General features: G+C 54.8%; 26 protein-coding genes. 11 read left to right on the forward strand and 15 right to left on the reverse strand.

Features of this window, described 5'->3' with window-relative positions:
- Positions 1 to 237 precede the first annotated feature (237 nt).
- From VNX88_13645 to VNX88_13655, 3 genes are read left to right on the forward strand one after another with little or no spacing between them, the layout of a single operon-like run.
- Positions 238 to 2,619 (forward strand): adenylate/guanylate cyclase domain-containing protein, encoded by a 2,382-nt coding sequence (locus VNX88_13645; protein ID HWY69708.1) that lies wholly within the window; start codon positions 238 to 240, stop codon positions 2,617 to 2,619.
- A 21-nt stretch (positions 2,620 to 2,640) separates the two neighbouring features.
- Complete coding sequence (locus VNX88_13650; protein ID HWY69709.1) at positions 2,641 to 3,219, forward strand: hypothetical protein; 579 nt, start codon at positions 2,641 to 2,643, stop codon at positions 3,217 to 3,219.
- Positions 3,188 to 3,706, forward strand: a complete 519-nt coding sequence (locus VNX88_13655) for an NUDIX hydrolase (protein ID HWY69710.1) — start codon at positions 3,188 to 3,190, stop codon at positions 3,704 to 3,706. The genes VNX88_13650 and VNX88_13655 overlap by 32 nt, the downstream gene beginning before the upstream one ends.
- Here VNX88_13655 and VNX88_13660 read toward each other — a convergent pair.
- The 8 genes from VNX88_13660 to VNX88_13695 form a co-directional block, all read right to left on the reverse strand.
- Complete coding sequence (locus VNX88_13660; protein ID HWY69711.1) at positions 3,681 to 4,223, reverse strand: hypothetical protein; 543 nt, start codon at positions 4,221 to 4,223, stop codon at positions 3,681 to 3,683. The two genes, VNX88_13655 and VNX88_13660, sit on opposite strands and share 26 nt — an antisense overlap.
- A gap of 91 nt (positions 4,224 to 4,314) precedes the next feature.
- A complete protein-coding gene (locus VNX88_13665; protein HWY69712.1) occupies positions 4,315 to 5,340 on the reverse strand; it encodes a hypothetical protein in 1,026 nt (341 codons plus the stop codon).
- Between the two features lie 64 nt (positions 5,341 to 5,404).
- Complete coding sequence (locus VNX88_13670; protein HWY69713.1) at positions 5,405 to 5,746, reverse strand: PilZ domain-containing protein; 342 nt, start codon at positions 5,744 to 5,746, stop codon at positions 5,405 to 5,407.
- Positions 5,747 to 5,876: 130 nt separating this feature from the next.
- Complete coding sequence (locus VNX88_13675) at positions 5,877 to 7,034, reverse strand: aminotransferase class I/II-fold pyridoxal phosphate-dependent enzyme (GenBank protein HWY69714.1); 1,158 nt, start codon at positions 7,032 to 7,034, stop codon at positions 5,877 to 5,879.
- Positions 7,035 to 7,125: 91 nt separating this feature from the next.
- Positions 7,126 to 8,496, reverse strand: a complete 1,371-nt coding sequence (locus VNX88_13680; protein ID HWY69715.1) for an NAD(P)(+) transhydrogenase (Re/Si-specific) subunit beta — start codon at positions 8,494 to 8,496, stop codon at positions 7,126 to 7,128.
- Entirely contained in the window at positions 8,493 to 8,834 is a 342-nt protein-coding gene (locus tag VNX88_13685) for an NAD(P) transhydrogenase subunit alpha (GenBank protein HWY69716.1), read from the reverse strand. The genes VNX88_13680 and VNX88_13685 overlap by 4 nt, the downstream gene beginning before the upstream one ends.
- Before the next feature lie 14 nt (positions 8,835 to 8,848).
- Positions 8,849 to 9,997, reverse strand: a complete 1,149-nt coding sequence (locus VNX88_13690; GenBank protein HWY69717.1) for an NAD(P) transhydrogenase subunit alpha — start codon at positions 9,995 to 9,997, stop codon at positions 8,849 to 8,851.
- Between the two features lie 661 nt (positions 9,998 to 10,658).
- Positions 10,659 to 11,174 (reverse strand): hypothetical protein, encoded by a 516-nt coding sequence (locus VNX88_13695; GenBank protein ID HWY69718.1) that lies wholly within the window; start codon positions 11,172 to 11,174, stop codon positions 10,659 to 10,661.
- A gap of 552 nt (positions 11,175 to 11,726) precedes the next feature.
- Here VNX88_13695 and VNX88_13700 point away from each other — a divergent pair.
- The 7 genes from VNX88_13700 to VNX88_13730 all read left to right on the forward strand — a co-directional run bounded on the left by VNX88_13700 (position 11,727) and on the right by VNX88_13730 (position 17,901).
- The gene (locus VNX88_13700) at positions 11,727 to 12,101 is read left to right on the forward strand and encodes a hypothetical protein (protein ID HWY69719.1); all 375 of its coding nucleotides are present in this window, start codon (positions 11,727 to 11,729) and stop codon (positions 12,099 to 12,101) included.
- A 1-nt stretch (position 12,102) separates the two neighbouring features.
- Complete coding sequence (locus VNX88_13705) at positions 12,103 to 12,372, forward strand: hypothetical protein (GenBank protein HWY69720.1); 270 nt, start codon at positions 12,103 to 12,105, stop codon at positions 12,370 to 12,372.
- A 156-nt stretch (positions 12,373 to 12,528) separates the two neighbouring features.
- Positions 12,529 to 13,008, forward strand: coding sequence for a hypothetical protein (locus tag VNX88_13710; protein ID HWY69721.1), 480 nt, complete (start codon positions 12,529 to 12,531; stop codon positions 13,006 to 13,008).
- 424 nt (positions 13,009 to 13,432) lie between these two features.
- Positions 13,433 to 13,924, forward strand: a complete 492-nt coding sequence (locus VNX88_13715; protein HWY69722.1) for a gamma-glutamylcyclotransferase family protein — start codon at positions 13,433 to 13,435, stop codon at positions 13,922 to 13,924.
- A gap of 5 nt (positions 13,925 to 13,929) precedes the next feature.
- Positions 13,930 to 15,339 carry a protein kinase gene (locus tag VNX88_13720; protein HWY69723.1) on the forward strand — a complete coding sequence of 470 codons (1,410 nt, stop codon included), beginning with the start codon at positions 13,930 to 13,932 and terminating at the stop codon, positions 15,337 to 15,339.
- On the forward strand, positions 15,317 to 16,492 hold the full coding sequence (locus VNX88_13725; protein HWY69724.1) for an ATP-binding domain-containing protein: 1,176 nt from the start codon (positions 15,317 to 15,319) through the stop codon (positions 16,490 to 16,492). Before VNX88_13720 ends, VNX88_13725 begins: the two co-directional genes overlap by 23 nt.
- Before the next feature lie 290 nt (positions 16,493 to 16,782).
- Positions 16,783 to 17,901, forward strand: coding sequence for a hypothetical protein (locus VNX88_13730; GenBank protein HWY69725.1), 1,119 nt, complete (start codon positions 16,783 to 16,785; stop codon positions 17,899 to 17,901).
- 28 nt (positions 17,902 to 17,929) lie between these two features.
- Here VNX88_13730 and VNX88_13735 read toward each other — a convergent pair whose 3' ends face one another.
- From VNX88_13735 to VNX88_13755, 5 genes are all read right to left on the reverse strand, one after another.
- A complete protein-coding gene (locus tag VNX88_13735; GenBank protein ID HWY69726.1) occupies positions 17,930 to 18,460 on the reverse strand; it encodes a BglII/BstYI family type II restriction endonuclease in 531 nt (176 codons plus the stop codon).
- Between the two features lie 855 nt (positions 18,461 to 19,315).
- The gene (locus VNX88_13740; protein ID HWY69727.1) at positions 19,316 to 20,077 is read right to left on the reverse strand and encodes an HNH endonuclease; all 762 of its coding nucleotides are present in this window, start codon (positions 20,075 to 20,077) and stop codon (positions 19,316 to 19,318) included.
- A gap of 287 nt (positions 20,078 to 20,364) precedes the next feature.
- Entirely contained in the window at positions 20,365 to 20,928 is a 564-nt protein-coding gene (locus VNX88_13745) for a hypothetical protein (protein HWY69728.1), read from the reverse strand.
- Positions 20,929 to 21,184: 256 nt separating this feature from the next.
- A complete protein-coding gene (locus VNX88_13750) occupies positions 21,185 to 21,892 on the reverse strand; it encodes a helix-turn-helix domain-containing protein (protein HWY69729.1) in 708 nt (235 codons plus the stop codon).
- A gap of 143 nt (positions 21,893 to 22,035) precedes the next feature.
- A complete protein-coding gene (locus tag VNX88_13755) occupies positions 22,036 to 22,425 on the reverse strand; it encodes a DUF5681 domain-containing protein (GenBank protein HWY69730.1) in 390 nt (129 codons plus the stop codon).
- Positions 22,426 to 23,116: 691 nt separating this feature from the next.
- On the opposite strand from VNX88_13755, the gene VNX88_13760 reads away from it, so the two are divergent.
- The gene (locus tag VNX88_13760; protein ID HWY69731.1) at positions 23,117 to 23,284 is read left to right on the forward strand and encodes a hypothetical protein; all 168 of its coding nucleotides are present in this window, start codon (positions 23,117 to 23,119) and stop codon (positions 23,282 to 23,284) included.
- Between the two features lie 150 nt (positions 23,285 to 23,434).
- On the opposite strand, the gene VNX88_13765 is transcribed toward VNX88_13760, so the two are convergent.
- Both VNX88_13765 and VNX88_13770 read right to left on the reverse strand, forming a co-directional pair.
- A complete protein-coding gene (locus VNX88_13765) occupies positions 23,435 to 23,638 on the reverse strand; it encodes a cold-shock protein (GenBank protein ID HWY69732.1) in 204 nt (67 codons plus the stop codon).
- 167 nt (positions 23,639 to 23,805) lie between these two features.
- Positions 23,806 to 26,820 (reverse strand): Rne/Rng family ribonuclease, encoded by a 3,015-nt coding sequence (locus VNX88_13770; GenBank protein HWY69733.1) that lies wholly within the window; start codon positions 26,818 to 26,820, stop codon positions 23,806 to 23,808.
- Positions 26,821 to 26,920 lie beyond the last annotated feature (100 nt).

The following is a 26,920-nucleotide window of genomic DNA, read 5'->3' on the forward strand; positions in this document are numbered from 1 at the left end:
GACGTTCGTCGGTGTCCCGCCTCTGCTACCCCGGTATTAGGTTGGAAATGTCATCCCCGCAGTCAAAATATCCCGGAGCTCGGTTAAAACAGGTGAAACGCCTTGAATTGGTTCTCATTTCTCTTAGCTGCTACTGCATTATTTACCACCAGTCTGAGTCTCTAAATCGTGAGAACATGAAGGTCGTTTGCACCTGCTTTTGCGCAGCAAGGGGCGGACGACGAGCGAACGATATTCATGAAGCAAAAACTCCAGCAACTCTTCACAAGGCTTACTGTGCTTTCAGGGAAGAAGGCGCTCAGGCGCGTTGATCTCGCGTTGGCAGTGTTTGTCACGTTGATCGCGATCGTCATTTACTCCTACATCGAGACCAGCGGCCGCAATGCCGCCGGACTGCGTTTTATCGAAAACGTTGAAGCACGCTCTCTCGATGCCCGGTTCAATCTTCGCGGAGAACGCCCACATGACGAGAACATCGTTATCGTTGGGCTGGAAGAGACCACGCTGCAGAAGGTAGGCGCATTTCCGATTCCCCGAGATGGTTACGCAAAGATGGTTGATCAGCTCGCCAAAGATGGTGCGAAGCTCATCGTCTTTGACGTCAATTTCCCGCTCCCGGAAAAGAACTCAGCAGTTGAAGCCCTGAAGAGGCTGGAAGTCGGTATTCATGGACAGGCAAGTCCAGTCGTACTTCAGAAGATCCGAGAAATAGAAGCGAGCAGCGACAACGACAAGGTCTTTGCCGAATCTCTAAAACGAGCTGGAAACGTTGTTCTTGGCCATGTTTTCCTCGATGCCGAGCGTGCGAAATCTGTCGATACTTCCGGCGCAGAAAAGTATTTCGACGTCTTGGCTAAGCATCCCATCGAGCAGATCAAGTCCTTAGGGGGAATTGCGCCCTTTGAAGTATGGGACAAAGTCACGGCGGATGCCAGTGAGTATAGTGATTTAAATCCCAGCGGCGTCTATGCGAATCTGCGTATCCTCGCCGATGCTGCGCGATCGTTTGGCTTCTTTAACGAGGTTCCCGATCCTGATGGAACCTTCCGCAGATCTCCGCTGCTCATTCGCTATAAGCATGGCGACTACGATCAGTTCTATCCCTCACTCGACTTCGAAGCCGTGCGCCAGTATCAGGACATCAAAGAGGAGAACGTCGCCGCATACTTTGCGGAGAACGGTATCGATCACATCGAACTCGGCCCCTACAACTTACGCCCGGGGCACGATGGAACCGTAATGGTGAACTACGCTGGCCATTACAAGACCTACAAGCATTTTCCGATGGTGGACGTGATCGAGGGCAGATTCGCTCCTGGGACCTTCAAGGACAAGCTCGTTGTTTTTGGTGCGACGGCGGTGGCCGTCGGTGATTTGCGTACTACACCCTTCCACGACAATGACTACATGGGAGTCGAGATTCACGCAAATGTGATCGATAACATCCTCCACTCTGGCGAGTTAGGACGCGGATTTATAACTCGCAGTTACAGGGAGGAGATGATTGATCTAGCTTTCATCCTCGCCTTCGGTCTCGGACTGGGATATTGGTTTAGCCGCGCAAAACCGCTCACTGCCACGCTCGGGCTAATACCTGCCCTCTGCGCCTTCTCGTGGATTGTTTACTTTGGGTTTTCCCATTACGGCATGTGGCTGAGCTTCGTTGTTCCCGCGGGGACGCTGGTTGCCAACTATGCGGCGATTATCAGCTTCCGCATGGTCTTCGAAGAACGCGAAAAGCGAAAAGTCCGCCGGACATTTGAGCGGTATGTCTCACCCGGCGTGATTGCGCTGATGGAGAAAGACCCGAAGAAATACTTCAAGACCGGCGGCGAGTCCAAAGAGCTTACCGTGATGTTCAGCGACATCCGTTCCTTCACCACGATTTCCGAAGGACTCACGCCGGACGAGCTCGTTCGGCTGCTGAACGAGTATTTGGGCGAGATGACCGACATACTCTTCCGACGTTGGGGCACTCTCGACAAATATATCGGTGATGCCATTATGGGATTCTGGGGATCGCCATTCCCACAAGACGACCACGCCATCCGAGCCTGTGCGTGCGCCTTGGATATGCGCGCTCGGCTTCGAGAACTGAACCTCAAGTGGGAAGCCGAGGGCCGCAAACCGCTAGCTGTTGGCGTGGGACTCAACACAGGGCAGGTGAATGTCGGCAACATGGGTTCGTCCAAACGCTTTGCCTGGACGGTGATGGGCGACAACGTGAACCTGGCTTCTCGTCTTGAGGGAACCACGAAGGAATATCAAGTCCAGTCTGTGGTTTCTGAATCAACGTATCGCGCCGCGAAGGATCACTATGTCTTTCGCGAAATCGATCGAATCAAAGTGAAAGGCAAGACGTTGCCTGTAACGATCTACGAACTGCTCGACTGGAATCGCAATGAGTTGTTGTATACCGAGCGCATTGTGAGATTCTCCGAAGCGCTTACAGCCTACCGTCGGCGGCAGTGGGACGAAGCGATCGACCTGTTCAGCAAGATCAAAGCGAAGTTCCCCGATGACGGTCCGGCTGAAACATTCATTCGCCGCTCCCACGAGTTGATGGAAGCGCCTCCGGAACCCGATTGGGACGGCGTGTACGCGATGAAGACTAAGTAGTAGTCTTGGCCGGAAAGCTCCATGAAAAGTCTGACCATCTTGATAGCTGCCGCAGCGCTATGCGTGCCGGCCGTTAGTGCTCAGGATCAACCCCCCGGCTCATCTGGACGGAGTTCCGCAGCCGCGGAAAATAATCAACAGGATTCTCAACATACTCAGGACAACAAGGCACAGCCAAAGGAAAGACAGAAGAAGAAAGGCAAGAAAACCGACGACGACGTTCCCAATTCCCCGACTTTCTCTGACGCGGTTGCCCAGAACCTGCTGCAGAAACTGGCCGATGGACTCGAAGGGCACAGCGATCGGCAGATGCTCTCGGTCCTTGACGCTGACAATATGGAGGGTTATCTCACCTTTCAACAGCAGATCGGAGCGCTTTTCCAGCGTTACGATTCGTTCCGCGTTCACTTTCGAATTCTCCAGATCAGTAGCGAGGGGAGCAAGGGCGTGGCCCTTGTTGATTTCGAAATGGAGGAAATTCCCCGCGTAACAGACGAGCAACCGGTACGAAAGCGCAATCAACTGCGTTTCGAAATGGAACGTGGTAACAAAGGTTGGAAGATCGTCGATGTGCACCCGCGAAGCTTTTTCACCGAATGATGCGGTTTCTTGGATTGGACTCAAATTTACCGTGAAGCGCGACTATCCTGACCGCCCCTTGCTCGGCGTCGGTGCAGTGATCGTCAGGAACGATCAGGTCTTGGTTGTTCGCCGAGCGAATCCTCCACTCCAAGGACAGTGGTCGATCCCCGGCGGGCTCGTAGATACCGGCGAGACAACTAAGGAAGCAGTCCTTCGCGAGATCCGAGAAGAAACCAGCCTCACTATCGAGCCGATCGAGTTGATCGAGGTCTTCGAGCGCATTCTACGAGACGCAGATTCGCGTGTGCAGTATCACTACGTGGTAATCGATTATCTATGTCGCTTGGTGTCAGGCGAGCCGAGCCCCGGCAGCGACGTGAGCGAAGCTCGTTGGGCCAAGTTCGAAGATCTACAGCTCCTCGGGATCACGCCAGAAACAACCAGTGTGATTCACAAAGCCTTGAACGCGGCGACCAAATCTAGCGCGTTCCGAACTGATAGCTGACTCCAAAACCCACGCGCAGAAAATCAGCTGCGTGGAATCCTCCACCGTATGGCCGGAAGTATTCCACTTGGATAGCGCGAATCGCAAGGTGATCTGTCAGAGAATAATTCAGACCACCGCCGGCAGCGACGGTGAACGAGTTGCCGAATGCGCTTGAATTGATACTGGTATGTGAAATTCCGAAGAGCCCGCGCACAAACGGCTCAAATCGATAGATGTGAAGTCCAACCTGCGGCCCGGCAAGAAACGACGTTAGCGAAATTCCATGGCCATAGTAGCCTCCAACCTCTCCGGTAGCCCGAACGAAGGGCAGTACGTCCGCAGTTAAAGATCCCGTAAATCCATTCAGACCCACACTCGTGCCAAAGCTTCCATCCGTAGCGATGTGTGCGAACGTTCCTGCCGCTTCATAAGGATGGTAGGACATCATGCCCCTGGCCGTTGGCGTTTGAGCTATGCCGAAGCAGCAGGAGAAGATGAACATAACTAGGGCTGGCCACCGTCTTCCAAGGCGCATGCTGGGTCCTCCTCACAGATCAGAGTGGCACCTGATGTGCGATGTCTCTGGATTGGCGGATGATGTCTAAGCAATCCAGCTTTTTGGGGATTTACCCAAATAAAGCGCCTACCAGCCTTCGAAAAAACCCCTTTTTCTGCCCGCCGTTCTGGGTTTTTGCCTTGGACGGGGAAGGAGGTTCGGGGGAAATAGCGGGCGTCTGAGGCCAGGGCAGTCGTTCGATGTGAACACGCGCCAATGTTGCGGTGACATCTGCATCTTGAGAACTACCCGCCCCCCGGAAGACCATGGGAGCGTCCACCTGAACCTGTACTTGCGAAGCAGGCTGCTGAGGAAGGGAGGCTGCCGCGTTGGCCGCGGCCGCCACAGCAGGTTCATTCACAACAGCGGCAAGAGCGGCCGCATTTTGCTTCGGTGTTGGAGCCTGGTGAACTTGCGCTGGAGGTACCGTCTGCTCTGGCGTCGGCGCAGGCGAAGCTTTTTGTTCGGGCACCGGCGCTGGAGTCGCTTGAGCTGGCGGCGTTGGCGGCGCTGCAGGTGGGATTTCGGCCTGCTGAATCGGAGACGGCGCCGGACATCCGCAGTTTATTGCGTCGTTTAGCTCGGGCCTTTTGACACTCCCCGGATGGAAGATCGCCTGTTCGTTCGGGTGAACGCGATAGAAATCATCGCCCATCAGCTCAGAGACAATGACGTAGGAATCCTCCCCCCGAGAACGCACACAGGCATCGCCGTTGGGACTTGCGCTAATAGAGACGTCCACTTTCGCAGGTCCCGAAATGAGAATCCGAAAATCGGGGGTAAGGATGGCATCAGCCGTTGCTGGTAAATCATATTCGCCTTCGAGCGAGCCGGCACTCATGGCAAGCATCAACTCCTGCCCCTTCGGAGAGCTATTTACCGTGAGGTTGGTGCCGGGACAGATGCGCACCTGACCGCCCCGCGCGAGGCGCACCGAAGCGGAGTGCTGGCCAGCGGTGATCACCGACCCGTTATCAACTTCGAGCCCATTGGGCGTGTAACGCACACCACCTTTTACCGTAGCGTCGGAAGCATAGAGGTCTCCGATGCGCTGCGCGCTGGCGAGAGTACTGAGCAGGCAGAGCACTAAAACCAAGACCCCGCGCCCAGAGCGCGGGGTCTTGGTTTTGGGAGGGTAATGGAGCTTTGGAGACAAAAATCTACGCGTCGGCGGTATCCGGCACGAAATCATACTGATCAATTATCGCAGCGATGCCGGTCTGCTGCGGACGCCCATCATCGATGCGAACGATCCGCCCACGGCAGCGAACACGAATGCTCTCAGTAAGCGTGATCTCCGGAGGCAACGTGAGTGTAAATTCCACTTTTGAGCCCTTGGACAGCTTTGAACCGGTATAGAAGAACACACCCTGAGCGCTCACATCGCGCGTCTCAGCTGGGACTTCTCTTATTTGTCCGTCCTCACAGCGGATGGAAACGGGAAGCTTCAGCGCGAACCGACGGCTAGTTCTTTGCTCGGTCTTCGTAGCTGATGTTGCCATAGGAGTTAACCTCGTGCGGGGACCCTATGAGGATGACCCGGATATTGCCCGCCGTCAAGGCAATTCGAGGAACTCGGAAAGAGGGATTTGCCCGGAGCTCCGGGGGCTCGGCCCACGGGGTAGAGCCACTTCAGGCGACTTTGCCCATCCGATCCCAAACCGCCCAGAATCTCTGCATTTCCGCAGGTTTGCCGAATGAGATCCGGACGAAGTTTTCCATTCCTGGGAAGCGTCGGCCGATAAGGATGCCATTCTGTTTGAAATGATTCATCACCTCGTTTGTCGGTCGTCCTGCATCCATCATGGTGAAGTTCGCAAATGAGGGAATCGGCTTCAAACCTCGGCGCCCGGCTTGAGCGAAGAACTCCTGCCGGTCTGCGGCATTGCGTCGCGTAGCAGCCTGCATCTCAGCAGTGTCCTTCAGCGCGGCGACGGCGGCTTGAGCGGCAACCATGTTGACGTTGTCCTGCGTCTGAAAGCTCCGCATGCGCTGGGCATTTTCGACCGAACTCACGCCATAGCCCAGACGCATCCCGGCCATTCCGTAGATCTTGGAGAAGGTTCGCGCCACGATCACACGGGGATTATCGACGGGCTGGTCGAGCAAGGATACATAGTCAGGGGAGTCCGTGGCGAAGTGATGATAGGCCTCGTCAATCAGGACGTAGCTATTTGTTGGCAGCTTGCTGATAAATGTTTCCAGCTCCTTGCGCGGCGTAAGGCTCGCGGTTGGATTGTTCGGATTGCAGATATAGATGAGCGATGGTGCCGAAGCAGCCTGTGCCAGCATCGCATCGAGATCATGAGCGTAATTGCTGGTTAGGGGAATTTTCTGGATCTCTGCCCCTGTAGCGGCCGCGTAATCGCCGACAGCTTCAAATGTGGGAGTCGGAACAATCAACTTCTTGCCGGGACCAAGAAACGCCGCAACCGCCACCCGCAGGATCTCAGTGGATCCGCATCCGGTAAATACCTGCTGTGGTTTCACCTTATGCAAGTCTGAGATCGTCCATACCAACGCGTCGTAATCGAAGTCGGGATAGCGGTTTGCCCATCCGATCGCCTGCTGCATGGCAGCGACAGTCTTCGGCAATGGACCATAAGCGTTTTCATTGCTGTTAAGCAGAATGGCATTGGCACGCGCTGCGCCGAGCGCTGTCTTAGCGCCGACGGCCTGGCCATGACGTGAGGGCTCAAAAGCTTCGAGCGGAAGTGGTGTAGTAGCAAGCGCTACTCCGGCCGCAGCTCCTACTCCAAGAGAATGCAGAAAGCTTCGTCGAGTAAGCATGGGTACCCCGTTTCAGAGGAAGCGTTCCCCGGCGAACAATGTATTCCTCGAGGCAGATTTATGCCAGCTTGCTCGCAATGACAGCTGGGGTTCAAACCTCCTGTACAGCCTGAGCCAAGTTGGTCAGAGACGACTTTGCGTCGCCGTACAGCATGCCGGTAACAGGTTTGAAGAAGAGTGGATTCTCCAGCCCGGAAAAGCCTTTGCCTTTGCCGCGCTTGAGCACTACGACCGACTTTGCCCGGTCTACTTCGATGATGGGCATGCCAGCAATCGGACTCTTGGGATTGTCCCGCGCATCCGGATTCACCACGTCATTGGCGCCTATAACGACTGCCACATCGGTTTGTGACAGATCGGGATTGATCTGATCCATCTCATAGAGGAGCGAATAGGGAACATTCGCTTCTGCCAGCAGGACGTTCATGTGTCCCGGCATACGGCCAGCCACAGGATGGATACCAAACTTCACGCCCACACCGCGCGCTTCGAGCAGATTGGCCAATTCGCGAACCGCGTACTGAGCTTGCGCGGTAGCCATGCCGTAACCGGGAACGAAGACCACTTGCCTCGCATAAGCAAGCTGCGTAGCCACATCTTCAAGGGATACCTCGCGCATCGTACCCTCAACTGCGCCGGCCGCGGTTTCGGACACTGCACCGAACGCGCCAAAGAGGACGTTCTTCATCGAGCGATTCATGGCACGGCACATCAACACGGAAAGAATGAATCCAGAAAATCCATCCAGAGTTCCGGCGATGATCAGAACGTTGTTGCCAAGCACAAAGCCGGTTGCGGCTGCAGCAAGTCCGGCGTAGGAATTCAGCAGCGACATCACGACAGGCATGTCGGCGGACCCGATTGGAATTACCAGCAGTACGCCGAAGCAGAAGGCCAGTGTCATCATGATGTAGAAGGCCGCCGCTGCGCTTGCGTCGTAGATCAGGAAAAGGAAGCATCCGATCATCACCGCGAGTAAGGTCATGTTGAAGATGTTCTGACCTTTGAATGTGATCGGCGTGCCTTTTATCGCACCATAGAGTTTTCCAAAGGCGATCAAGCTCCCCGTGAAGGTAAGGCAGCCAAGCATGATTTCAAATCCCAGCGCACCAACCTTCAGGGCACCGAGACTGGCACCGTGGTTGGCATATTCGGAGATACCCACGAGGGCCGCGGCCAACGCGCCGAATGCGTGCGAGAGCGCAGTTCGTTCTGGCATCGCAGTCATCGGCATCCAGATGGACATTACCGCGCCGATGGAGCCGCCGATGAGCAGTCCAATCCATATCCACTGATACGTGACGATGTCGGGATTGAAGAGCGTGCCAATGATGGCAGCGGCCATTCCCGCCGCGGCGAGCAGCATGCCCCGTCGGGCGGAGTCGGGATGCGTGAGCCCCTTGAGCCCGAAGACGAAGAGGATGGAAGCCGCGAGGTAACAGAACTCGATGTAGATATTCACTTCGAGTTGCCTTTCTTGTCGGTTGGCTTCCCGGGCATTTCGCGTTTGAACATCTTCAGCATGCGGTCCGTAATCAGAAATCCGCCAATCACATTGATCGAAGCCGAGATCACCGCGATGAATCCAAGCCAGGTGCTGATCGGGCTCTCATTGTGCCGTCCCGCCACTACGAGCGCGCCGACCACAGAAATCGCCGACAGCGCATTTGTAGCCGACATCAGGGGCGTGTGCAGCAGGGGAGGGACTCGCGAGATGATCTGGTAACCGAGGAAGGCTGCCAGTGCAAATACGTACAGCGAGGCCATCAGAACTCGCGGGTCAACGACCAATTGTTCCATTCAATCTCCTCCAACTATCGGGTTACCGGTTCGCCCAGGAGAGCGGCTACACGGGCGTTCACGACCTGGCCCTGGTGGGTCACGCAGGATGGGCCGATCACATCGTCGCTCATGTCGATGTTCAACTGTCCGTCCTTGCTCAGCAACTGAAGGAACGAAGTCATGTTGCGCGAAAAGAGCTGACTGGCGTGATAGGGAACTGTTGCCGCCAGATTCAGCGGCGCGAAAATGGTTGCGCCGTTTGAAGTGACGACGACCTCATCAGGACGACTTAGCGAAACATTCCCTCCGGTCGGGGCAGCAAGATCGACGATCACCGATCCTCGCTTCATGGCGAGCACAGCTTCGTCATCCATCATGAGAGGAGCGCGCTTGCCCGGCACTGCGGCGGTGGTAACGATCACATCTGCAGTGCGCGCCTGTTTGGCAATCAGATCGCGTCCGCGCTTAAGAGCTTCGGTGCTGAGTTCGCGCGCGTATCCGCCGGCGTCTTCCGTAGCGAGTCCGCCGAGATCCACTTCGAGAAAGGTTGCTCCCAGCGATTTCACCTGTTCGCCGGCAGCCGCGCGCACGTCGTAAGCCTCGACCACCGCACCCAGGCGTTTCGCCGTGGCGATCGCCTGCAGGCCAGCGACGCCGGCGCCGAGGATCAGGACGCGTGCCGGAGCCACGGTTCCCGCAGCCGTCATCAACATGGGGAACATGCGGGGAAGTTGGGAGGCCGCGATCAATACCGCCTTGTAGCCGACAACGGTTGCCATCGACGAGAGCGCATCCATCGCCTGCGCGCGCGTTATGCGAGGTATCAGCTCGACGGCAAATGTTGTGAGTTTGAGTCCAATGGCAGGCTCAAGGGCTCCGGGCTCGTCGAGCGGGCGCAGGAACCCAAGCACCACCGATCCCGGGCGCATAGCCGCCATATACGAAGACGTGGGGCGCTGCACGCAAACCAGCACTTCAGCCGCAGGAAGCAGCTGGGTACGATCCGATGTGACCCTCGCGCCCGCAGCTTCGTAATCGGCGTCGTTCACGCCTGCGGCTTCGCCCGCTCCAGCCTCAACCCACACTTCATTCTTAGCTGCGACCAATTTCTTAGTGGATTCAGGAACCAATGCCACCCGAGCTTCACCGGGCAGCGTTTCGCGTAAGACGGCAACTCGCATGAATCTGTTCCTCTGTACCTGTTCGACAGTGTAGCGAAAAACGTCGCGATTGCTAACGGGAGAAGTGAGATGCACCAGGCACAGGCAGTAAGTTCGTTCAGAGGTCGGGGTCGAGGCTACCCTTGCTCGGCGCTTGGGCAAATTCACTGTTAATTCGCTGATGAGGGACCTAACAGCGACCGAACAGCGAATTTATCAGCGTAAATATCAGCGAAATTGTTTTCGAGCGGAGAACCCGCATAAACACTGGACCGCAGGCAGAGGGGCAGGGATTTAGCTGGGAAATAGCAGGGAACTCCAGATTTGTGGATAGCGCCGCCATGGTTCTGCGCCTCCTTCTCTAGTCGCCGTCAAAGCCGCAAGCTCCGGACCGACGAAGCTGCGCAGCCTGCACGTACCGTGTGGCCTTCCTTTCGCTGTGACAACGTATTACGAACCGAATCGCTCGCCGAAAAATACGTCTTCCCCTGACTTCTACTTATGATGGATGTCCCCGGCTTCTGTATACCGAACTCGACTTGGGAAAATGTGTGCCAGTCGCCCCAGACCACCCTTTAGTGAACCATCGAAAAAATCCATTTTCAACTCGATCCCCAAATCTAAAGCACTTAGCATGCGAGATCCCCGACGAATCCCCGAACCTCCCGGGGATCTCCGGGGATTAATCGCCGAACGCGCCGGGGATTTCTCGGGGACGTCTGACCTTCTGCCGCCAAGGCAAAACCGCGGGGCTGCCCGGCTGGCGGGCACGACAGTTCGCCTGCTGTTCCGTTTCGAGAATCCCACAATGGTACAGACCTGCGATGCATGGCACTCCCATGATGGCACGCGCAGCGCGCTCCAGACAAGCTTCGTCCGTTGCTCGCCAAACTTCTTCGGGCAGATGCATCAACAACTTGCAAGCCAAAGAAAAAATATTTGAGCAATCCGTTGCTCTACAAAATTTCACCAGCCAGGTGTGGAAGGCTAAGTTGACGGTGAACGTTCCGTCTTGTCCCTTGGATTTGTTTGCGGGCTTGCGGTCGAAGAACAGGGCGCGCGCCGTCCCACAAGCGTAGCGCTGAAGCTTCTCAGCATCGCGCGAAGCAACCCACAGATCCTGTTGCAGGCATAACGAAATCGTCCTGCGCTTTCGCGTTGCCTTAGGCTGATCGCTGATTGCCTTTCTTTCTGTCATCCCGACGAAGGAGGGATCTGCTGTTGGCTGTTCACTTCACCCAGCGGCTACCGCCGCCGGTACTGACCCTGTCCCCTGTGACCTCCTCCGTTTCCTTAGCCTGCCCTGAGCAAGGCCGAATGGGTGACCTTCGTGTTCGCTGTAGGTCTCGGCTGTTTTACTTCACCCAGCGGCTACCGCCGCCGGTACTGACCCTGTCCGCTGTCACCTTCGCCGTTTCCTTGGTGACCGGAGCCTGCCCTGAGCGCAGTCGAATGGGTGTTCGCTCTAGCTGTTGCCGTTGCTTTGGGCTGTTCACTTCACCCGATGACCCGATCACCCGATCACCCGATCATCGCTCACCCATTCGCTACCGCGAACAGTACTGACCCTGTCCCCTGTCCCCTATCCTCTATCTTGCTGCTAATTGCTGCCTTCCCGGTACTAAGGCCGCGGGATTACGAATGAAATCTTCCGTACTAAGGTGAATTCCCACGCTGGGTGAGGCTACAACCCGTGCTAGGATTGGCTAATTTTTCCCAAAGTTGAATTTTCAGGTAAGTAGCACGTTTCATGACGAACAGGGCCCCCTGCATACTGTCCGTCTCCTACGACGAGTCCCTTCTGCGCACGCGCGAATGGATTCTGAAGAGAGCCGGATTCGCCGTAACCTCCGCACTCGGATTCACCGAGGCGCTCACTCACTGTGGAAACAGCGCCTTCGATGTTGTCATCATCGGCCACTCGATTCCCAAACCGGACCGCATCGCGTTAGTCACTCACGTGCGAAGGCACAACCACACGCGCATCCTGGCATTGCGCCGGCAAGGGGAAGAACATATTCCCGACATTGACCACTTCATCGAACCGTCATTAGGGCCCGATGCCCTGCTTGACGCAGTCCGAACTACGCTCGCCACGCAATCGTCCTCGGGTAACGAGGTCTGACATGAGGAACAAGAACGTCGAGAAGCGCAGGGCGATCCCCAAGCGCAGCATTACCCACCCCGGCGAGGACCATCCGCTCGGCCTCTGGATCGATAAAGATCTGCTGCGCAAACATCGCGATCACAACGCCAAACCCATCACTCACAATCCGCTGATGAGCGCGAACAATCGTTACTTAGAGCTCGCCGACCTCGCCCTAGGCGTCAATAAGCCCAACGGCAAAGCAAACGGAAAGGCAAAGACGAAGTCCAAGAGCGCCACAGCCGGATAGACGGGGCTTCCTGAGCCCCGTCAATCGCTGTCCCCTGTAACCTGTCCCCTGTTCCCTGGACTCTTGTCTTAGCTAATTGCTAATTGCTAATTGCGGCTGTTCCGATTACTGAGTGCCGATCGCTTATTCTTCCTCGCGAGATCCGTCAGTATCTGCATGGACCGCGATCCAATATCCAGACGTGCGTCAACGCGCCTGTGGATTCCGTTTGCGTGTGTGTTGTTCCTCATCGCTCTGGCGGTATCGGCGCTGGTGATTCCGCAGCTTCGTCTCCTTCATCTTCTGCAGGGAGTCATCTACGTTGCCATCCTCGTTCTTGCCCGCCGAAACAGTCCGTGGGCTTACGGAGCCGGAGTCGCGGTGGCAGGCGTTTGGAACAGCCTGAACCTCTTCATCACTCACCTGATGCAGGCCGGCGCAGTTGCTATTTGGTCCTTCCTGCGCTCGGGGCAGGTGCGGCGACCAGACACAATGATGGTAACTGTTGCGGGAATCGCGCATTTCGTTCTCATCATCGCCTGTCTGGACGCCGTCATCCATTCCCAGAATGAGCGGAAATGGCGCAAGTTCGTTTTGGGAGGCGTACTGGCCCTCGCATACTTTGTTGTCATCGTTGCCCTCGCACGACCACGTTGACCAGCGCCCTGCCTTTAGCTTGAGCGCAAAGCGCGACGCCCTGAGTTTTCGAAGGGGAAGTCGAAGGATCTGCTGTTGGCTGTTCTCTGTCCTCCAGCGTCGGACTCAGAAGGATCCCATGTTTGACTTTGGCTCCTCGCCTTAGCTGATCACTGAGTGCTGATTGCTAATTGCCGCCCTTCGAGTAGTATCGCGCCTCATGCGGAGTGCTCAGCAGTGCATCAACTTGAGAGCACGGCAAGATGAGTGCCGTTTCCTCTGGTTCCCTTACTGCCAATTCGGGAAATACATACTTACTTTTTCTAACACAAACTGTGATTATTCATGTAGAGTTTCTTTCCGCATAACTGCACGCAAGCCAACGAGCGGAGTGTTTTTTGTATGAAAAAGTTGCCCGAAAAAAGGCATTCAATCGCCTGAATTAGTGTTTGCATTTGGCTCAAACATGGATATTCAACAGATGCGCGAGCGCTGTCCTCAATCCGAACTCTCGACCTTCGTGGCAGAGGCGCGAGACTGGGTACTCTGTTTTCCGAGGAAGAGCTCAAAGCGCAAAGGTGGGGTGGGCAGCATCGCAAGAAAGAAAGGTAGCTCTGTGTGGGGAGTTGTCTTCTCGGTGTCGGGGAGTGACTTGTCGCGACTTGATGGCTTCGAAGGAGTACCTAATTCATATCGGCGCAAAAAGGTTCAAGTGGTGGATGGCAAAGAAGCGGCTCACAAGGTCTGGACGTATATTGCGATACCTCAAGCCAAATCCGCAGAATTCACGCCGCATCCTGAGTATCTGGCTCTTTACATAAAGGGAGCAAAACATTTTGGGCTACCTCGTCCCTACATTGAATCGCTCATTGCGCAGTATCAAAAATCGGAGGGTTCGTTCTCAAGTGCGACTAGGAACGCCAATAGCAGGATCTGACATTAATGAATGACCGCATAAAACGCCTAATTAAGGAGTGGCAGGGAAAAACGCTGAATGGATGGTTGATCGGCGAATATGTTAACTCGGGCAAATCGGCTTTAGTTTTCAAAAGTATTCGTGGCAATACGACAGCAGCAATCAAGGTATTTGATCCCGAACTTATCGAACGTTTTGGCAAGGAGAGTGAAGAAGACAGGATTAGCAGAGAACTAACACTCGTAGGAAAGCACCATCCAAATTTAGTTCAGATTTTTGATGGAGGCTATTGTGCTGAGCACGATTTGTTCTTTGTAGTTATGGAATTCATTGATGCACCAAACCTTGCGATGCTTTTGAAAGATGTTCCAGAAAGCCAGATCGCCGATCTGATCGGACAGGTCGCCACTGCAGCGGAATATCTGGAACAGCTAGGCATAGTGCATCGCGACATTAAACCGGACAATATCGCCTTTTATCCCGAAACTGGTCGGGCTGTTCTCCTAGATTTGGGCGTGATTCGGCCATTTGAGAGAGACGGTCAGCCTTTGACCGACCGAGAGAAGCAAGTCTTCATCGGCACGCTGCAATACGGTTCACCGGAATTTCTTATGCGCATGGAGGAGCAAACGCCCGAAGGCTATCGCGCCGTCACCTTCTATCAACTCGGTGCTGTCCTCCACGATTTGCTAATGCGACGCCGCATTTTCGAAGGATCTACGGACCCCTATCCAAAGCTAGTGCAGGCGATCCTCTATACGAGACCTCTGATTGACGCTCAGGGTCGCCCCCCCTACCTGGTGAACCTTGCTCAGAATTGTCTTGTAAAGGAATGGCGCGTTCGCCTGCAACTTGTGTCATGGAAGGACTTCCGTCGACGGGAGACGGACATAAATGCTGCGGCCGCAGCAAAGGAATTCATCAAGAAGCGACGGGCCCTCGCGGCGGTTGAGGCTGCTGAAGCTGGAGATGGCGATTGGGAAAAGATCCATAAACAGGAGCAAGCTGTTACCGCGCTAGCTGGCCGCTTGGCCGAACAAGTACGAGCTGAATGTACGGAAGGCGAATTGCCGCCTCGAATCATGACGCACGAAGAAAACGAAAAATCCAGTCAGCTAATTTTCCGATTTAAGAAGTCGATTCGCCGCGGCTTACTTGTGAATCTCACGGTGATTTTGGAATTGGACGTACTCGATTTTGATGCTGAGGTCGTCGGAATAAAGATCGCAGCCCTTGCTGGTGGCGAACGAGAGCAGGAATTACGGTACAAGGAACACGTTTTCGCGATTTTTAGCGGGGTTTATGGGGATTCTGTAATCCGCGACGCTCTGGCCAAGGTTTTGTACCCCATTATGGCGAAAGCGATGACTCTAGCTAGTACCGCAGCTTCAGAATGGATAGCCGTCACGACAAATGACGAAGGAAGCAAGAAATGAAGCAGACGTGGTGGTAGACGACGAGGATCTAAGCGACGAACAGTCAAGCGTTATAGACCTACCGATCGGTAAGAGCTATCTAATTTTCGGCCCTCCCGGCTCTGGTAAGTCTAATTTGATGCTTCTGAGAGCGAATTATCTCTACTTAGCGAAATACACAAACATACAAATTGTTGTATTTACGCGTACTTTGCAAGAATTTATTGGTAGTGGTGGGAAACAGTATGACTTTCCTAGGGACAAGATCAAGACCAGCACTAAATTCTTTCAGGATCTTTTGTTTAAATATGGTGCGAGTGTGGCTCTCCCAGCAACATTCGAGGAACGTCGAGCGATTCTCGTGCAAGAGGTAACGAAGCTCGTCGATTCAAAGCACCTGAAAAACGTCTATGACACAATTCTGCTCGATGAAGCCCAAGATTACCTTCCTGAGGAAATAAGTTTGTTTCGTCGCTTAGGCAAACACCTCTTTGCCACGGCCGATTCACGGCAGAAAATTTATAAGGGCGACGATGCTATTGCCACCCTGCGAAAATCGGTCGACGAGGAGCGCGATTTGGAATTGCATTTTCGAATCGGCGTGAGGATCTGCAAGGTCGCCGATGCCCTTATGAAGGATTCAGATCAATACAATCCGTTGGAGCCGGGATGCCAGTATGATGAGAAATCGGACCCCTCGAAAGTGGAAGTGGTACATTGTGCTGACATTCAGGAACAAGGAAAGAAAATCCTGGAATCACTCCGGCTGCAGGCCAAGACGTATCCCGATCAGTTGTTGGGGGTGATTTGCCCCAAACGTGAAACCCTTGAGGAGATAAAAACAATAATCGCAAACAGCGATCTCTCAAACATTACTGTCATGCAGGGGGATGGGGACGCGATCCATTTTCTCTCCGACAAGCAAATCTGCGTCTCAACTATTCACGCTGCAAAGGGTCTTGAATTCCGTACCGTGCATATCCCTGGCGCTGAGGGCATCAGGAAGTTTCCACATCAGCGCAACATTGCGTTCACTGCTATCACCCGCGCGAAGACGACGGTTTCTGTCTATCACACGGGGAATCTTCCTGGTTTCCTCGAGGACGCATTGCATGCGAATGATTCAAAGCCGTTGCCGGACAAGAAAAGTGTGTTCGGAGGTAAGAAAAAGTGATGTGGAGCAAAGCCGTCAACCGACGGGAATTCGTTGAGATATTTCAAGCCCAGCGGCTGAATTCCAAGATCGGGCTCCGCGAGCGTTCTAGAGCCCTCGAAGAAGGCCAATCTGAAGAGATCGAGCTCCTCTGGAAATTTGAGCCCAATGACTCATGGGCTTTGCCAAACGTAGCTGTGATCGATGCACCTAAACATGTCGAGTTTCTAGCTTGGATTAGCACGTATCTTCCTGCTTCGCGACCGATAACGGCGCAGTGCCGCATTCTCGATCGCTGGACCGCAGATGAAATGTTAAGCATCAACCGCCCTCCTTCCCTCGGTAAGTTTGTAAGCGTTTGCTTAGGGCTTATTGCAGCCGAAGCTGCCTCGTACATAGCTGGAAAGCGCGACATTCGAAGTCTCTCCCCACAGGCGTGTTATGCAACGCTCTCCTTTAGCATTGCGAGAGCAGCTGCACTCGGCATTCCTGTTGAAATTGCTTCCAATCTGCCCGCGCGCTGGAGTCACGCGCGAACGTTGACTGGCTCGATCGCGACCCCCATTCCGCTGGTTCATTTCCACAATGTTTGGGGAGTCGTGGCAGCATTGGCCATTGGCTATGAGCCAGCTACTGGTAATCTGTTTAATGCTTCCGCAAGGTTCCCAAAATGGAGTCCTCCCAATCCGTTCATAGTTAACTGTTGTGCCGAGCTTCTTTCAGGAAACGGATTAAGTGAATCTAGTTGGCTTAACCTTGTCCACATCGCTCCGGAGCTGACAACGTTGAGATCGGCGTTGTCCGGTCCTCGGGAAGGAAGAGTTGCACTTCTCGAGCGCGCACTCGTCGAGTTGAGAGATAAGGCTCCGGAAGCAAGACCGGAAGTAAGATCTATGGCTGCGAGCTTCCTTCTTGCATATCTGGCTAGTGCGATAAATCCAGGTTCATTGGATCACATTCAACTTCTGATTCCCTTGCTGCCCAGTTTCCCAGACATAATCCTTTGGTATGGATTATTGGCTGGTGTGCAAAACCGCGTCGGGAACATTTCAGGTATGAACGGCCTCGGCCGGAAAGTTATCCGAGAGCTTATGCGCGAGGATGACGTACTCTCGTTGCCAGCCTGCGATGTAGCACTTACAGAACTTGAAGTATTGTCGCCGAGTGCACGTCAGAGTCCCGGGTTTAATCTGGTATCACAAAGTGGCATAACGGTCGAAATCATGCCTTGCGTTAATGCCGCATTTCGTTTTGACCGACACGACGAGCCTATTAGCGTTGCATCGGATGAACTGATAACGCTGTGGAAGAATCTTGATGATGAAATCGATAGGTTTGAGCGGAATCTCGATCGGCTTCGGCGCTCTAGTCTGAATAGATTTATTGATGAATCGAAATCTGACCGTCGCACGAGACGCATTAAAACCTAAAGCAGCAAATTCGACCAGACGAAAAGTTTTAGAAATCTATACCCAGAATATAAATTGGAACCTGGATCGCACTCTTGAAATGAGGGAGATATCGCCTCACTTTTTCGAATGTTAGCGAACCTTCCCAATTCTGACTGTAGGACTCCCTCATTACCTTCTGGAAGTTCGCCGTAGTCACGATGTACACGCCGACATCGATCTTGTCCAGAGCCGAATACGAGGCTACTTGGAATTTAAGGACATCGATGCCCAAGAAGGAGGCGTGGCCAAAGCCTACTTCGATTCCAATACGCTCTTTCAGAAAATCCATCTTCGCGCCAGGATCTTTCGGGTCATCGAAGACGGGCGGCTGGCTCGTCCAGCCGCGGCTCACAAAAATTTCATTGAGAGCTGTGTTGAAGGCGGGTCTAGAAAGTGAGGCAATATCGATTGATGGATGCAGGAGAGAACCCTCTATCTCTTCCTTTAGACTCAGCTTGCTATTGAGCACTTGCTCGGCAAAGCGATAGGAGAATTTCTGAAGACGGAGGGCAGCAGATGGTTTAGGTGCTTGTGCCACCAGGCATAATCTCCTTTTTGCCGATTTGGCTCAAGGGAAATGTTTCCCTGTTTCACAACGAACAATCCTCCTTCTCAGCTGCCCTTGATACGAGAGTCCCGTAGCCCAAAATGAAACATGTAATCTTAACGACAGATGGAGCGTGCATCGGCAACCCAGGGCCCGGTGGGTGGTCTGCATCTTGCGATATGAAGACCGTGTGCGGGAGCTAAGCGGCGCGGAAACAAAGACCACAAGTAACAGAATGGAATTGCGAGCAGTGATCGAAGGTCTAAGAGCGCTCAAGGAGTCCTGCGAAGTCACTGTTCGGACCGATTCGCAGTATTTGCGGAATGGAATCGAGAAATGGATTCATAAATGGAAATCCGAGAATTGGCTGCGGAAGGTAAAGGGCCAGGGCAAACAACCGGTTAAGAATCAAGATCTCTGGGAGGAGCTAGATAGGCTGCAAGAGCGACACGAAGTCCACTGGACTTGGGTAAAAGGGCATGGCGATGACATCGACAACAATCGTTGTGATCGGTCAGCAAATCAAGCGGCGCGAAGCCAGTGTAAAACCCTCTAGGTTTCTGTGAGATGTACGGCAAAGACAACAACAGATCAGAGAGGCCCGGCGCCCCGAGGTTTTTCGGAGTACAATTTCGGGATTGTTGCTGCTGCTTGGAGTCTTCCAGCAACAGTAGGGGCTTCCAGATGCGCTTCCTCGGTGCTGTTGCCGTTTGTGCCTTCCTTATTTCCGCTTGCGTTGCTGAAGATGCACAACTGCGCGCGCGGGCCTTTGAACTGGTGGAGCGCGCTCAGGAAGTGAGCGCTCCGAAGCAGTCAACCTCGGGGGGACAGACGGGACGTTTCCTGTCAGCGAAATATCTTCGAGCGGTGATACTCCAAGGAACTTGAATGTGGATGAAACCGCTCCGGCAGCGATATCGGTTTACCCTCCAATTTAGTGAAAGCCGCACGAAAGACTTCGCAGTCTGCTTTGGAGGTCGCGCTCCGGGAAATTCGCAGACGCAGCTTGTTATCGATACACATCAACCCACGATCGAAGGCCCGATCATGGAGTGTGCAGAGGGAAAGTCCATTCCGTGGGTCTGCCCGCAGTTCGATGCTTGCAGTCCGCGGGATGATGTGACTTGCTGAGAGCACCGCCGGTATGTCGATTCGGCAGAAGGCACAAGAGTATCTGTAGGCTGCCAGCACGCTCCTGCGAAAGAAGCTCTGTACAAGGCGCATCGGCCGGGTCGCAGTAGCCTCGGTTGGTCCAGTCGGCATCGCAAACTCAACTTCCGCAGGAACAGCACTTGGAAGTTCCAACCGCCCATACGCCTCTTCGCTCTGCTGAGCTAAGAGATTCGGATTTGCGTTGAACTCCTCCCAGACTGCCCGGTCCAAGCGGCTGGCATTCGCCAGACCTTTGACGTTTCTCGATTGGTGAGCGGGATCGAAACTGGCGAAATTGCTGAGCTTCATAGCCACGGCGCTGGGAGTGCGATTTAGCGCTTCGGCTAGCTGAATTATTTCCGGATTGTTGCGATGGAATTTGCCGAACGGAGTGCGGCAGTAAAAGTTGAAACAGACTAGAAGCTCATCGCGTGTCCAATCTCTGTTATCAGCCACTGTGACTTAGGCGAGCACTCTATCAGGATCAAGTTCAGCTTCACAGTGAGGACATGTGAAGATCAGGTCGCAGTTTCCGGGACTCTCATCCTCTTGGTAGCTGCCGGTCTGAGAATCGAATCGTTTGGTGCCCCACATCTTATAGTCAATCCGGTCAAGTTCCTTCTGACATTCCGGGCATGAAAGCAGTTTGTGCGGCATCGAGATTCCCTCGTTTGTGTTCGCGCCAGCTTAGACCAAAACCGGAACTCGGACGAGTAGTTTTTCCTCTCGGCTCTGGACGACTATCACTTGAAATCTACAGATATGTGCATGCGTCCCGATGAGTCGGTCCACATGATGAGTGCATTCGACTGAATGTTATATCTGTAAAGAAAGAGCTCTCCGTTTGTTTTCATCCATGTGAATCTCTCGATGGCTTCGCCGCGATCGAATTTCGTTTGGTAAACGGTAATCACGAAAGTGTTTCCCGGCGTCGCTTGAACTGTGATGTTCCTTAAGTTTGACTCGCCGGCATTGCCGAGGTTGGTATGAACAACTTGAAGAAAGCGCATAAGTTCTTCTCTCGTGGTTCCGCTGTGCCGGAAGCCCTCATCTGCGTCGTCGACAATTGGCCCGTACTCCGTTCCATTGAGCTGTTTGTGAAAGCGCTGGACCGCAGCGTTCGACAGCTTACGTCCGGCCCGGATCGCTGTGCCGCACTGCCACATTAGAAATGCGAGCACTACGGCAGTGGTGGCAATACTCCACTTCCAGACAACACCTTTGCGCCGTTCAGGAGCGGCAAGCGGAGGGCCGGCGGGTGAGCCTGTGGCAGAGTCGAACGGAAGCGAAGGATTATCAGGCGTCATTGCGAAAAATGGAACGCTTGTTCCTGGTTGCGCAGAATAGCAAAATTCTCAGCGGGTCTGGTACGCCGAAAAAACGGCAGACGGAACGTTTCCTCTCTACTCTGCCGAAGGCTTGCGCCAGCATCGCGTAGCGCTCAACGAAAAAAATGCCTTTGTCTTTGCGCTCCGCGCTTCGCTACACTCTGGCCTGCGGCAGCAAGGAATGATTCCCTTACCCAGGCTCCGGGAAACTCGGGGCCAGTCGGGCTATCAAAAGCTAGTCAGCTCCTTCCGCCATGACAGAATCAAAGCCTTCGCTCGCCATAGTCTCTTCACGCTTCTTGCATCCATTTTCCTGAAAGGCTCGATAGACGGTGCTCTTGCCGACTCCCAGCATTTTTGCGGCGCGCAGTTTGTCGCCGTTTGCGAGATTCACGGTCGCAATGATTGCTCGCCGCTTGATCTCCTCCAGAGTCAGAAAGCCGGTGGTCTTTAGCTCCTCCTTGATCGCCGAGGACGAGAACAAAGAAGTTGCCTTGTGTTTCGCCAGCTCTTGCTTCATTGAGTCCCAGCAGTCCGTTTCTGGATAACCCACCCCTCCCTCGTCTGCATAGTTTTCAAGTATGAAGCGAAACAGGCGGTCGAGTTCGACTGGATGGCAGGGCTTCCTGATTACGTAGCGTGCGCCTAGCCGGAGCGCGAGCCGGTCCTGCCCGTTCTGGTCAGGTTCGGTGATGATGATTAGAGGCGCATTGGGAATTTGTTCCTGCACCTCGGCGATGATCCTGAACGTGTCGCAACACTCACGCACTTCGAGGATGACGATGACTATGCCTCGCTGGTTTTCGAAGAACTTAACCTCCCAAAGGCAGGACGCGTGGACGACTTGCAGTTCGGCAAGGCTGGCAATCTTGCCGACTAATCTGCACATCGGATCGCTGAGGCTAAGCGTTAGCAGGCGAGGTGGATACGTGTGGAATCGCATGAGTACCTCCGGAGAACTGGCTAGCTAGTAGCTCCGTTGCTGTTTGAATGCAAGCGGGAGGGAACCTTGCGCGGTTACCGGGACGAGCAGGACAGCCGTGGCACGCGGCTGTCCTTGGTGTTCTGCATGTCTTCTTCCTGAAATCAGGGTTGGTCCGCTCCCGTAGGCGCGAACTGACGAGCAAGCATTTCCATAACCTTCTTATCGGCCTCCTGGAGTTCTGCCATGGTTGGGGCATTCTGCGGGTCGTCTAGCAGGTGGGTTAGCGCCGAGAGCGCGCGGAACGCATGTCGGTCGCCTTTCACGGCGTTGTCCACGAGACGCTGGATGGTCGCTTCCAGTTTGGTGATCGTGATCTTCTTGTTCGTCTTCTCGTCAACCAGCTCCACGGTTTGCCTCAGCGTGTTTGCGACAACTGTCGCCAGGTTGAGTGTGGTCACCTTTTTGGGGCGTCCTTTGGGATTTCCTGATTGTCCCTTCTTGAACTGCGTGTGTTTCGGTGGTTTGCGGTATCCGACTTCGTAGTTGGCCATTGCGGCGTTCGCTCCTGTGGCTTATCTTTTTGGAAAATTCACCCAGCGGCTACCCTCACCCCAGCAGCCGCAGAGTCGGCGTCCGCCGGGGACCCCGACCGCCGCCGGTACTGACCTTCACTACCTGATTTCGTGATACCACGGGTTCAAAACGGAATCAAACTTCATCCGTTGCTCGACTAACATCGGGTTTCAAAATGGAATCAGTGAGTTGCGAAAAGTTAGAACGACGGTAAAAAATCCGTCGTTCTAGAGAAAATGACGACTGGTTGCGAAATGGATTTCCGCTAATTCCCGCATTCGGAAGGAGTAAAACCTTCCAGAAAGCCGCGAGAATGAAAGATTTGCGAAGTCGGGAATGCAGGTTTTGAAAAAAATTCACCCAGCGGCTACTGCCGCCGGTACTGACCTTTGGCGCGAGGCTGGCGAAGACCAGACAGAGCAAAAGGAAACGGCAACACCAAGAGCGAACACGAAGGTCACGAAGGAAAACGGAGGAGGTCACGGGAAAGCAAGGGAACAGGGGACAGGGAAGAATCGGGTGATCGGGTCAAAGGCCAACCCGAGATCCTTCGACTTCGCTCGGGAGGTGAAGTGAACGGCAAACCCTAAAGAGCGAACACCCATTCGACTGCCCCTTCGATAGCCTCACGCTCTCGCTTTAGCGCCCTAACTGTGCCATCATTCCCACATGGCTGACGACCAACCCAACAAGCCTGAAGGCAAGTTCTCAGAGGTCGCTCGCAAGAGCAGGGAAAAGCGCGCGGCGATGAAACAACAAGAGCCCGTGCGCAAAGATGAGTTTGACCAAGCCAAGTTGGACCAGGCCCGGCCGATCGATCCCGATGAGCGAGGCTGAACCCACAGTTCTTACGCGAAGCACGCACACGCACCTCTGTGAGGATTGCGGCGGTTCCTTCATGTGCGATGGCAAAGAATCGGTTGAGAACTGCCGGCTGCTCCGCCTTTGTCGTCGCTGTGCAGAGATGCGCTCTGCCTAATTCTTCCTTCAGGCCTTGCGGACGTTGCCTGCCTGCGGTCCCTTCTGGCCCTGCTGCGGATCGTACTCGACCTTCTGGCCTTCACTCAGCGACTTGAAGCCGTCTCCCTGGATTGCGCTGTGATGAACAAACAGATCCTTTCCGCCATCGTCGGGCGTGATGAATCCGAATCCCTTTGCATCGTTGAACCACTTGACTGTACCTCGCGCCATAGCTGCCCTTTCCAAACGACAGTAGTGTAGTACATGAGTGTAGTAGGACAGTGAACCGCGCGTAAAGCCGTTTCACAATCGTTCCCTGGGCGGAGTGATACAACCAAGCCCAGGGGCCTGAGGTCCTTAAATGGGCTTACACAAGTCCTTATAGGATCTTACTGTCCTCAATTGATGTCGAACTGCTCCTGGTGCAGCACAGGATCGCTCTTCACGATGATCGTCTTGCCGGCCAGCTCTTCCATCTCCTGCAGCCAGCGGGCGTTGTTTGCTTTTAGCGCTTTCACCACTTCGGGATTCACGCGCAGCATTACGTCATGCCGCTCCATCTGCCGGGCCATTTTCCGCATCTCGACGTAGATCTCGTTGCAGACGGTCTGGACGCTTTTGATCATGCCGGTGCCGGTGCAGTATGTGCATGAGGTTGAGAGCGTGCGCTCCAGCGATTGCTTGACGCGCTTGCGGGTAATGGCCACCAGTCCGAAATCGTTGAATTGCAGGACCTTCGATGGCGCGCGATCGTTCTTAAGCGCTTCCTCCAGTGCCTGCATGACTTTCTGCCGGTTCTTGCGCTCGTCCATATCGATAAAGTCGATGACGATAATGCCGCCAAGGTCGCGCAGACGTATCTGGCGCACGATCTCCTTGATGGCATCGATGTTCGTTTTCACTATCGTGTCTTCGAGTCGCATCGTCTTGCCGACGTACTTGCCGGTGTTAATGTCGATCGCCACGAGCGCTTCGGTTTGATTGATGACGATGTAGCCGCCACTCTTCAGCCAGACCTTTGACTTGAGCGCGTTGTTGATCTCTTCCTGAATGCCGAATTGCTCGAACAGCGGCGTGTCCTTGGTGTAGAGCTTGGCGCGGCGCACCATCGCTGGCTGGAAGCGGCCAAGGAAGCGCACGATACGCTCGTACTCCTGCTCGCTATCCGCCCAGATGTTGGTGAAGTTGGCGGTGACCTGGTCGCGCAGGATGCGCTCGACCAGATTGAGATCGTGATAGATCAGTGCAGGTGCCTTGCCGCTCTCCGCTCGCGACTTAATGTCGTTCCATAGATTGATCAGAAAACGCAGGTCGGAGCGGAGGTCTTCTTCGCTGGCTCCGGCCGCGGCCGTGCGAACGATGAAGCCACCGTGCGCGTTTCCTTTTTCGCTGATGAGGACGCGCTTCAGTCTCTGGCGCTCCTCGTCCGATCCGATCTTGCGCGACACGCCGACGTGGTTCACCGTGGGCATGTACACGAGGAAGCGTCCGGGGAGCGCGATATGGCTGGTGATGCGTGCGCCCTTTTTCGCCATGGGCTCTTTTGCGATTTGAACCAGAATTTCCTGGCCTTCTTTCAGCAGGTCGCTGATGGTGGGCTGGGATTCTCGCTGGATGTTGCGGCGTCCGCGCATGGGGCGTCCACGGCGTCCTCCGCGGCGGAAACGATCCTGCTGACTTCGTTCGGGCCGTTCCACTCGCTGCTGGAACGCTGCTGTATTGGCGGGCGCTCTCAGCTCCGCGCGGCCTTCTTCTTTCAAGCCTTCAGTCTCTTGGTCTTCGTCTTGTTCTTCAGCGCCAATCTCATCGGCGTGCTGGTAGTTCGCGTCTTCCAGATCGGCTGCTTCCATCTGCTCAGAGTGATCGTGAGATTCCTCTTCGGGGATGAAGCCTTCGCCTCCTTCTCCGGCAGCGCGCTCTTCGCCCTCTGACTGGTCGCCTTGCTGCAGTCCGAGGCGCTGGTTGGCGTGTGCTTCGCGCACTGCCTCGACTAGTTGCTCGGCGTTCTCAGCGTCTAGCGTCTCCTCTTCGAGTTCCTCGTAGATGTCTTCGTCGGGGTGCTCGCCAAACGGTGTTAGCTCGCTCTCCTCCTCGTCGATGACTTCTTCTTCGAGTACGCCTGCGCCGAATTCGTGGGGAACCGAGGCATTCTCCTGCTCCTGCTCCGCTGACTCCGGTTCGTTGACAGACTTCGCGCGCTCCGAACGGCTGTCTTCATGCGTTCCGCGCTCGAATGGAGGCGCCTCGTGCGGCCGTCGCTCGACGTCGAATACGTGCTCTACCCGCTCTTCAACTCCGCTCTGTTCGGCAGAGGAGTGCGAAACGTTCGCCGCGCCGGAATTGTCTCTATGCGCGGCTTCCATATCGTTCACGTTGGGGGGCACGACGGTCCCAGAGTGGATTTCATGCGACGACTGCGACGCGCTCACCGGTGCTTCTTCTTTGCCGCGATACTTCGCGAGCGATTCACCGGGCAGAGCCAATACCGGAGGACCGGAAGGTGTGGGTTCCGGCGCAGTGGCGTCACGCTCGGGTCGGCGGCTCGGACGTTCCCAGCGGGATTGGCCTCTACCAAACGAACGTTCCCGGATTGGATATGGCTCGCGAATAGCCGGCTCTGTCTCAGCCTCTTCAGGACCGCGACTGCGATATTTGGAAATGGACTCGCCGGGAAGCACCTGCATCGGTCCTGTGCTTTCCGGACGTGGAGCGAAGGTTCGCTCTACAGGAGCTGTGCTCACAAGGGTAGATTCTCGGCCCTCAGGCTCTTGTCGACTTGGAGGCGCAGAGGGAGGTTGCTCGGCGGACTCCGTTTTTTCCGCCTGGCGGTACTTGGACAGCGACTCTCCGGGTAGAAGAATCGGCTCGTCGTCGGCACTCTCGGATGCCCGCGGAGCCTCTTCACCGGACGGCACTGGCTGGGCAGAGGTTTGCGGCCCACTTTGGTCTTGAAATCCGCCACGACCGCGACGGCGACCGCGACGTCCCCGCCAGCGGCGGGGACCACGATCGAATTGCGAGGTATCCGTTTGCGCCTGATCAGCGCCGTCAGAATGTGAGTCTGCCGGCTCGGCCGCATCTTCTTCAATCAACTGCGCCGGTTGCGCTTGTGGACGCGGCAACTCCGGTTGCGCGTCAGAATGCGCGCGATTTACTACTTGCTCAAAGTCTTCCTGATCTTCCTGTTCTTCGAGGAAGTCGGTGACGTAAAGAAAGGCGTCGCGCTCGAGCCCGATGTCGACGAATGCAGACTGCATTCCCGGCAGGACCCGCGTGACGCGGCCTTTATAGATGGAGCCAGCGAGCGTGTACTCATTCTCACGCTCAAAATAGATTTCGGTAAGTTGTTCGTCTTCTACCACCGCAACCTTGGTTTCGTGCGGGGTAGTCGAAATGAAAAGCTCTTTCGCCATGCTTGCTCCGATAGAGGGCAAGCGAGCAACTAGCTAGGAGGTCACAAGACCTCTGCGGGGAGGAGTATGAGCGCTGCGATGCACGGAAAACTTTGATGGA

The organism is Terriglobales bacterium, assembly GCA_035567895.1.
Classification (GTDB): Bacteria; Acidobacteriota; Terriglobia; order Terriglobales; family Acidobacteriaceae; genus Gp1-AA112.

Coding starts and splice junctions, on each gene's coding strand:
- VNX88_13645 (HWY69708.1), top strand. CDS start 238: ATGAAGCAAAAACTCCAGCAACTCTTCACAAGGCTTACTGTGCTTTCA.
- VNX88_13650 (HWY69709.1), top strand. CDS start 2,641: ATGAAAAGTCTGACCATCTTGATAGCTGCCGCAGCGCTATGCGTGCCG.
- VNX88_13655 (HWY69710.1), top strand. CDS start 3,188: ATGTGCACCCGCGAAGCTTTTTCACCGAATGATGCGGTTTCTTGGATT.
- VNX88_13660 (HWY69711.1), bottom strand. CDS start 4,223: ATGCGCCTTGGAAGACGGTGGCCAGCCCTAGTTATGTTCATCTTCTCC.
- VNX88_13670 (HWY69713.1), bottom strand. CDS start 5,746: ATGGCAACATCAGCTACGAAGACCGAGCAAAGAACTAGCCGTCGGTTC.
- VNX88_13675 (HWY69714.1), bottom strand. CDS start 7,034: ATGCTTACTCGACGAAGCTTTCTGCATTCTCTTGGAGTAGGAGCTGCG.
- VNX88_13685 (HWY69716.1), bottom strand. CDS start 8,834: ATGGAACAATTGGTCGTTGACCCGCGAGTTCTGATGGCCTCGCTGTAC.
- VNX88_13690 (HWY69717.1), bottom strand. CDS start 9,997: ATGCGAGTTGCCGTCTTACGCGAAACGCTGCCCGGTGAAGCTCGGGTG.
- VNX88_13695 (HWY69718.1), bottom strand. CDS start 11,174: ATGACAGAAAGAAAGGCAATCAGCGATCAGCCTAAGGCAACGCGAAAG.
- VNX88_13700 (HWY69719.1), top strand. CDS start 11,727: ATGACGAACAGGGCCCCCTGCATACTGTCCGTCTCCTACGACGAGTCC.
- VNX88_13705 (HWY69720.1), top strand. CDS start 12,103: ATGAGGAACAAGAACGTCGAGAAGCGCAGGGCGATCCCCAAGCGCAGC.
- VNX88_13710 (HWY69721.1), top strand. CDS start 12,529: ATGGACCGCGATCCAATATCCAGACGTGCGTCAACGCGCCTGTGGATT.
- VNX88_13720 (HWY69723.1), top strand. CDS start 13,930: ATGAATGACCGCATAAAACGCCTAATTAAGGAGTGGCAGGGAAAAACG.
- VNX88_13725 (HWY69724.1), top strand. CDS start 15,317: ATGACGAAGGAAGCAAGAAATGAAGCAGACGTGGTGGTAGACGACGAG.
- VNX88_13730 (HWY69725.1), top strand. CDS start 16,783: ATGTTAAGCATCAACCGCCCTCCTTCCCTCGGTAAGTTTGTAAGCGTT.
- VNX88_13745 (HWY69728.1), bottom strand. CDS start 20,928: ATGACGCCTGATAATCCTTCGCTTCCGTTCGACTCTGCCACAGGCTCA.
- VNX88_13750 (HWY69729.1), bottom strand. CDS start 21,892: ATGCGATTCCACACGTATCCACCTCGCCTGCTAACGCTTAGCCTCAGC.
- VNX88_13755 (HWY69730.1), bottom strand. CDS start 22,425: ATGGCCAACTACGAAGTCGGATACCGCAAACCACCGAAACACACGCAG.
- VNX88_13760 (HWY69731.1), top strand. CDS start 23,117: ATGGCTGACGACCAACCCAACAAGCCTGAAGGCAAGTTCTCAGAGGTC.
- VNX88_13765 (HWY69732.1), bottom strand. CDS start 23,638: ATGGCGCGAGGTACAGTCAAGTGGTTCAACGATGCAAAGGGATTCGGA.
- VNX88_13770 (HWY69733.1), bottom strand. CDS start 26,820: ATGGCGAAAGAGCTTTTCATTTCGACTACCCCGCACGAAACCAAGGTT.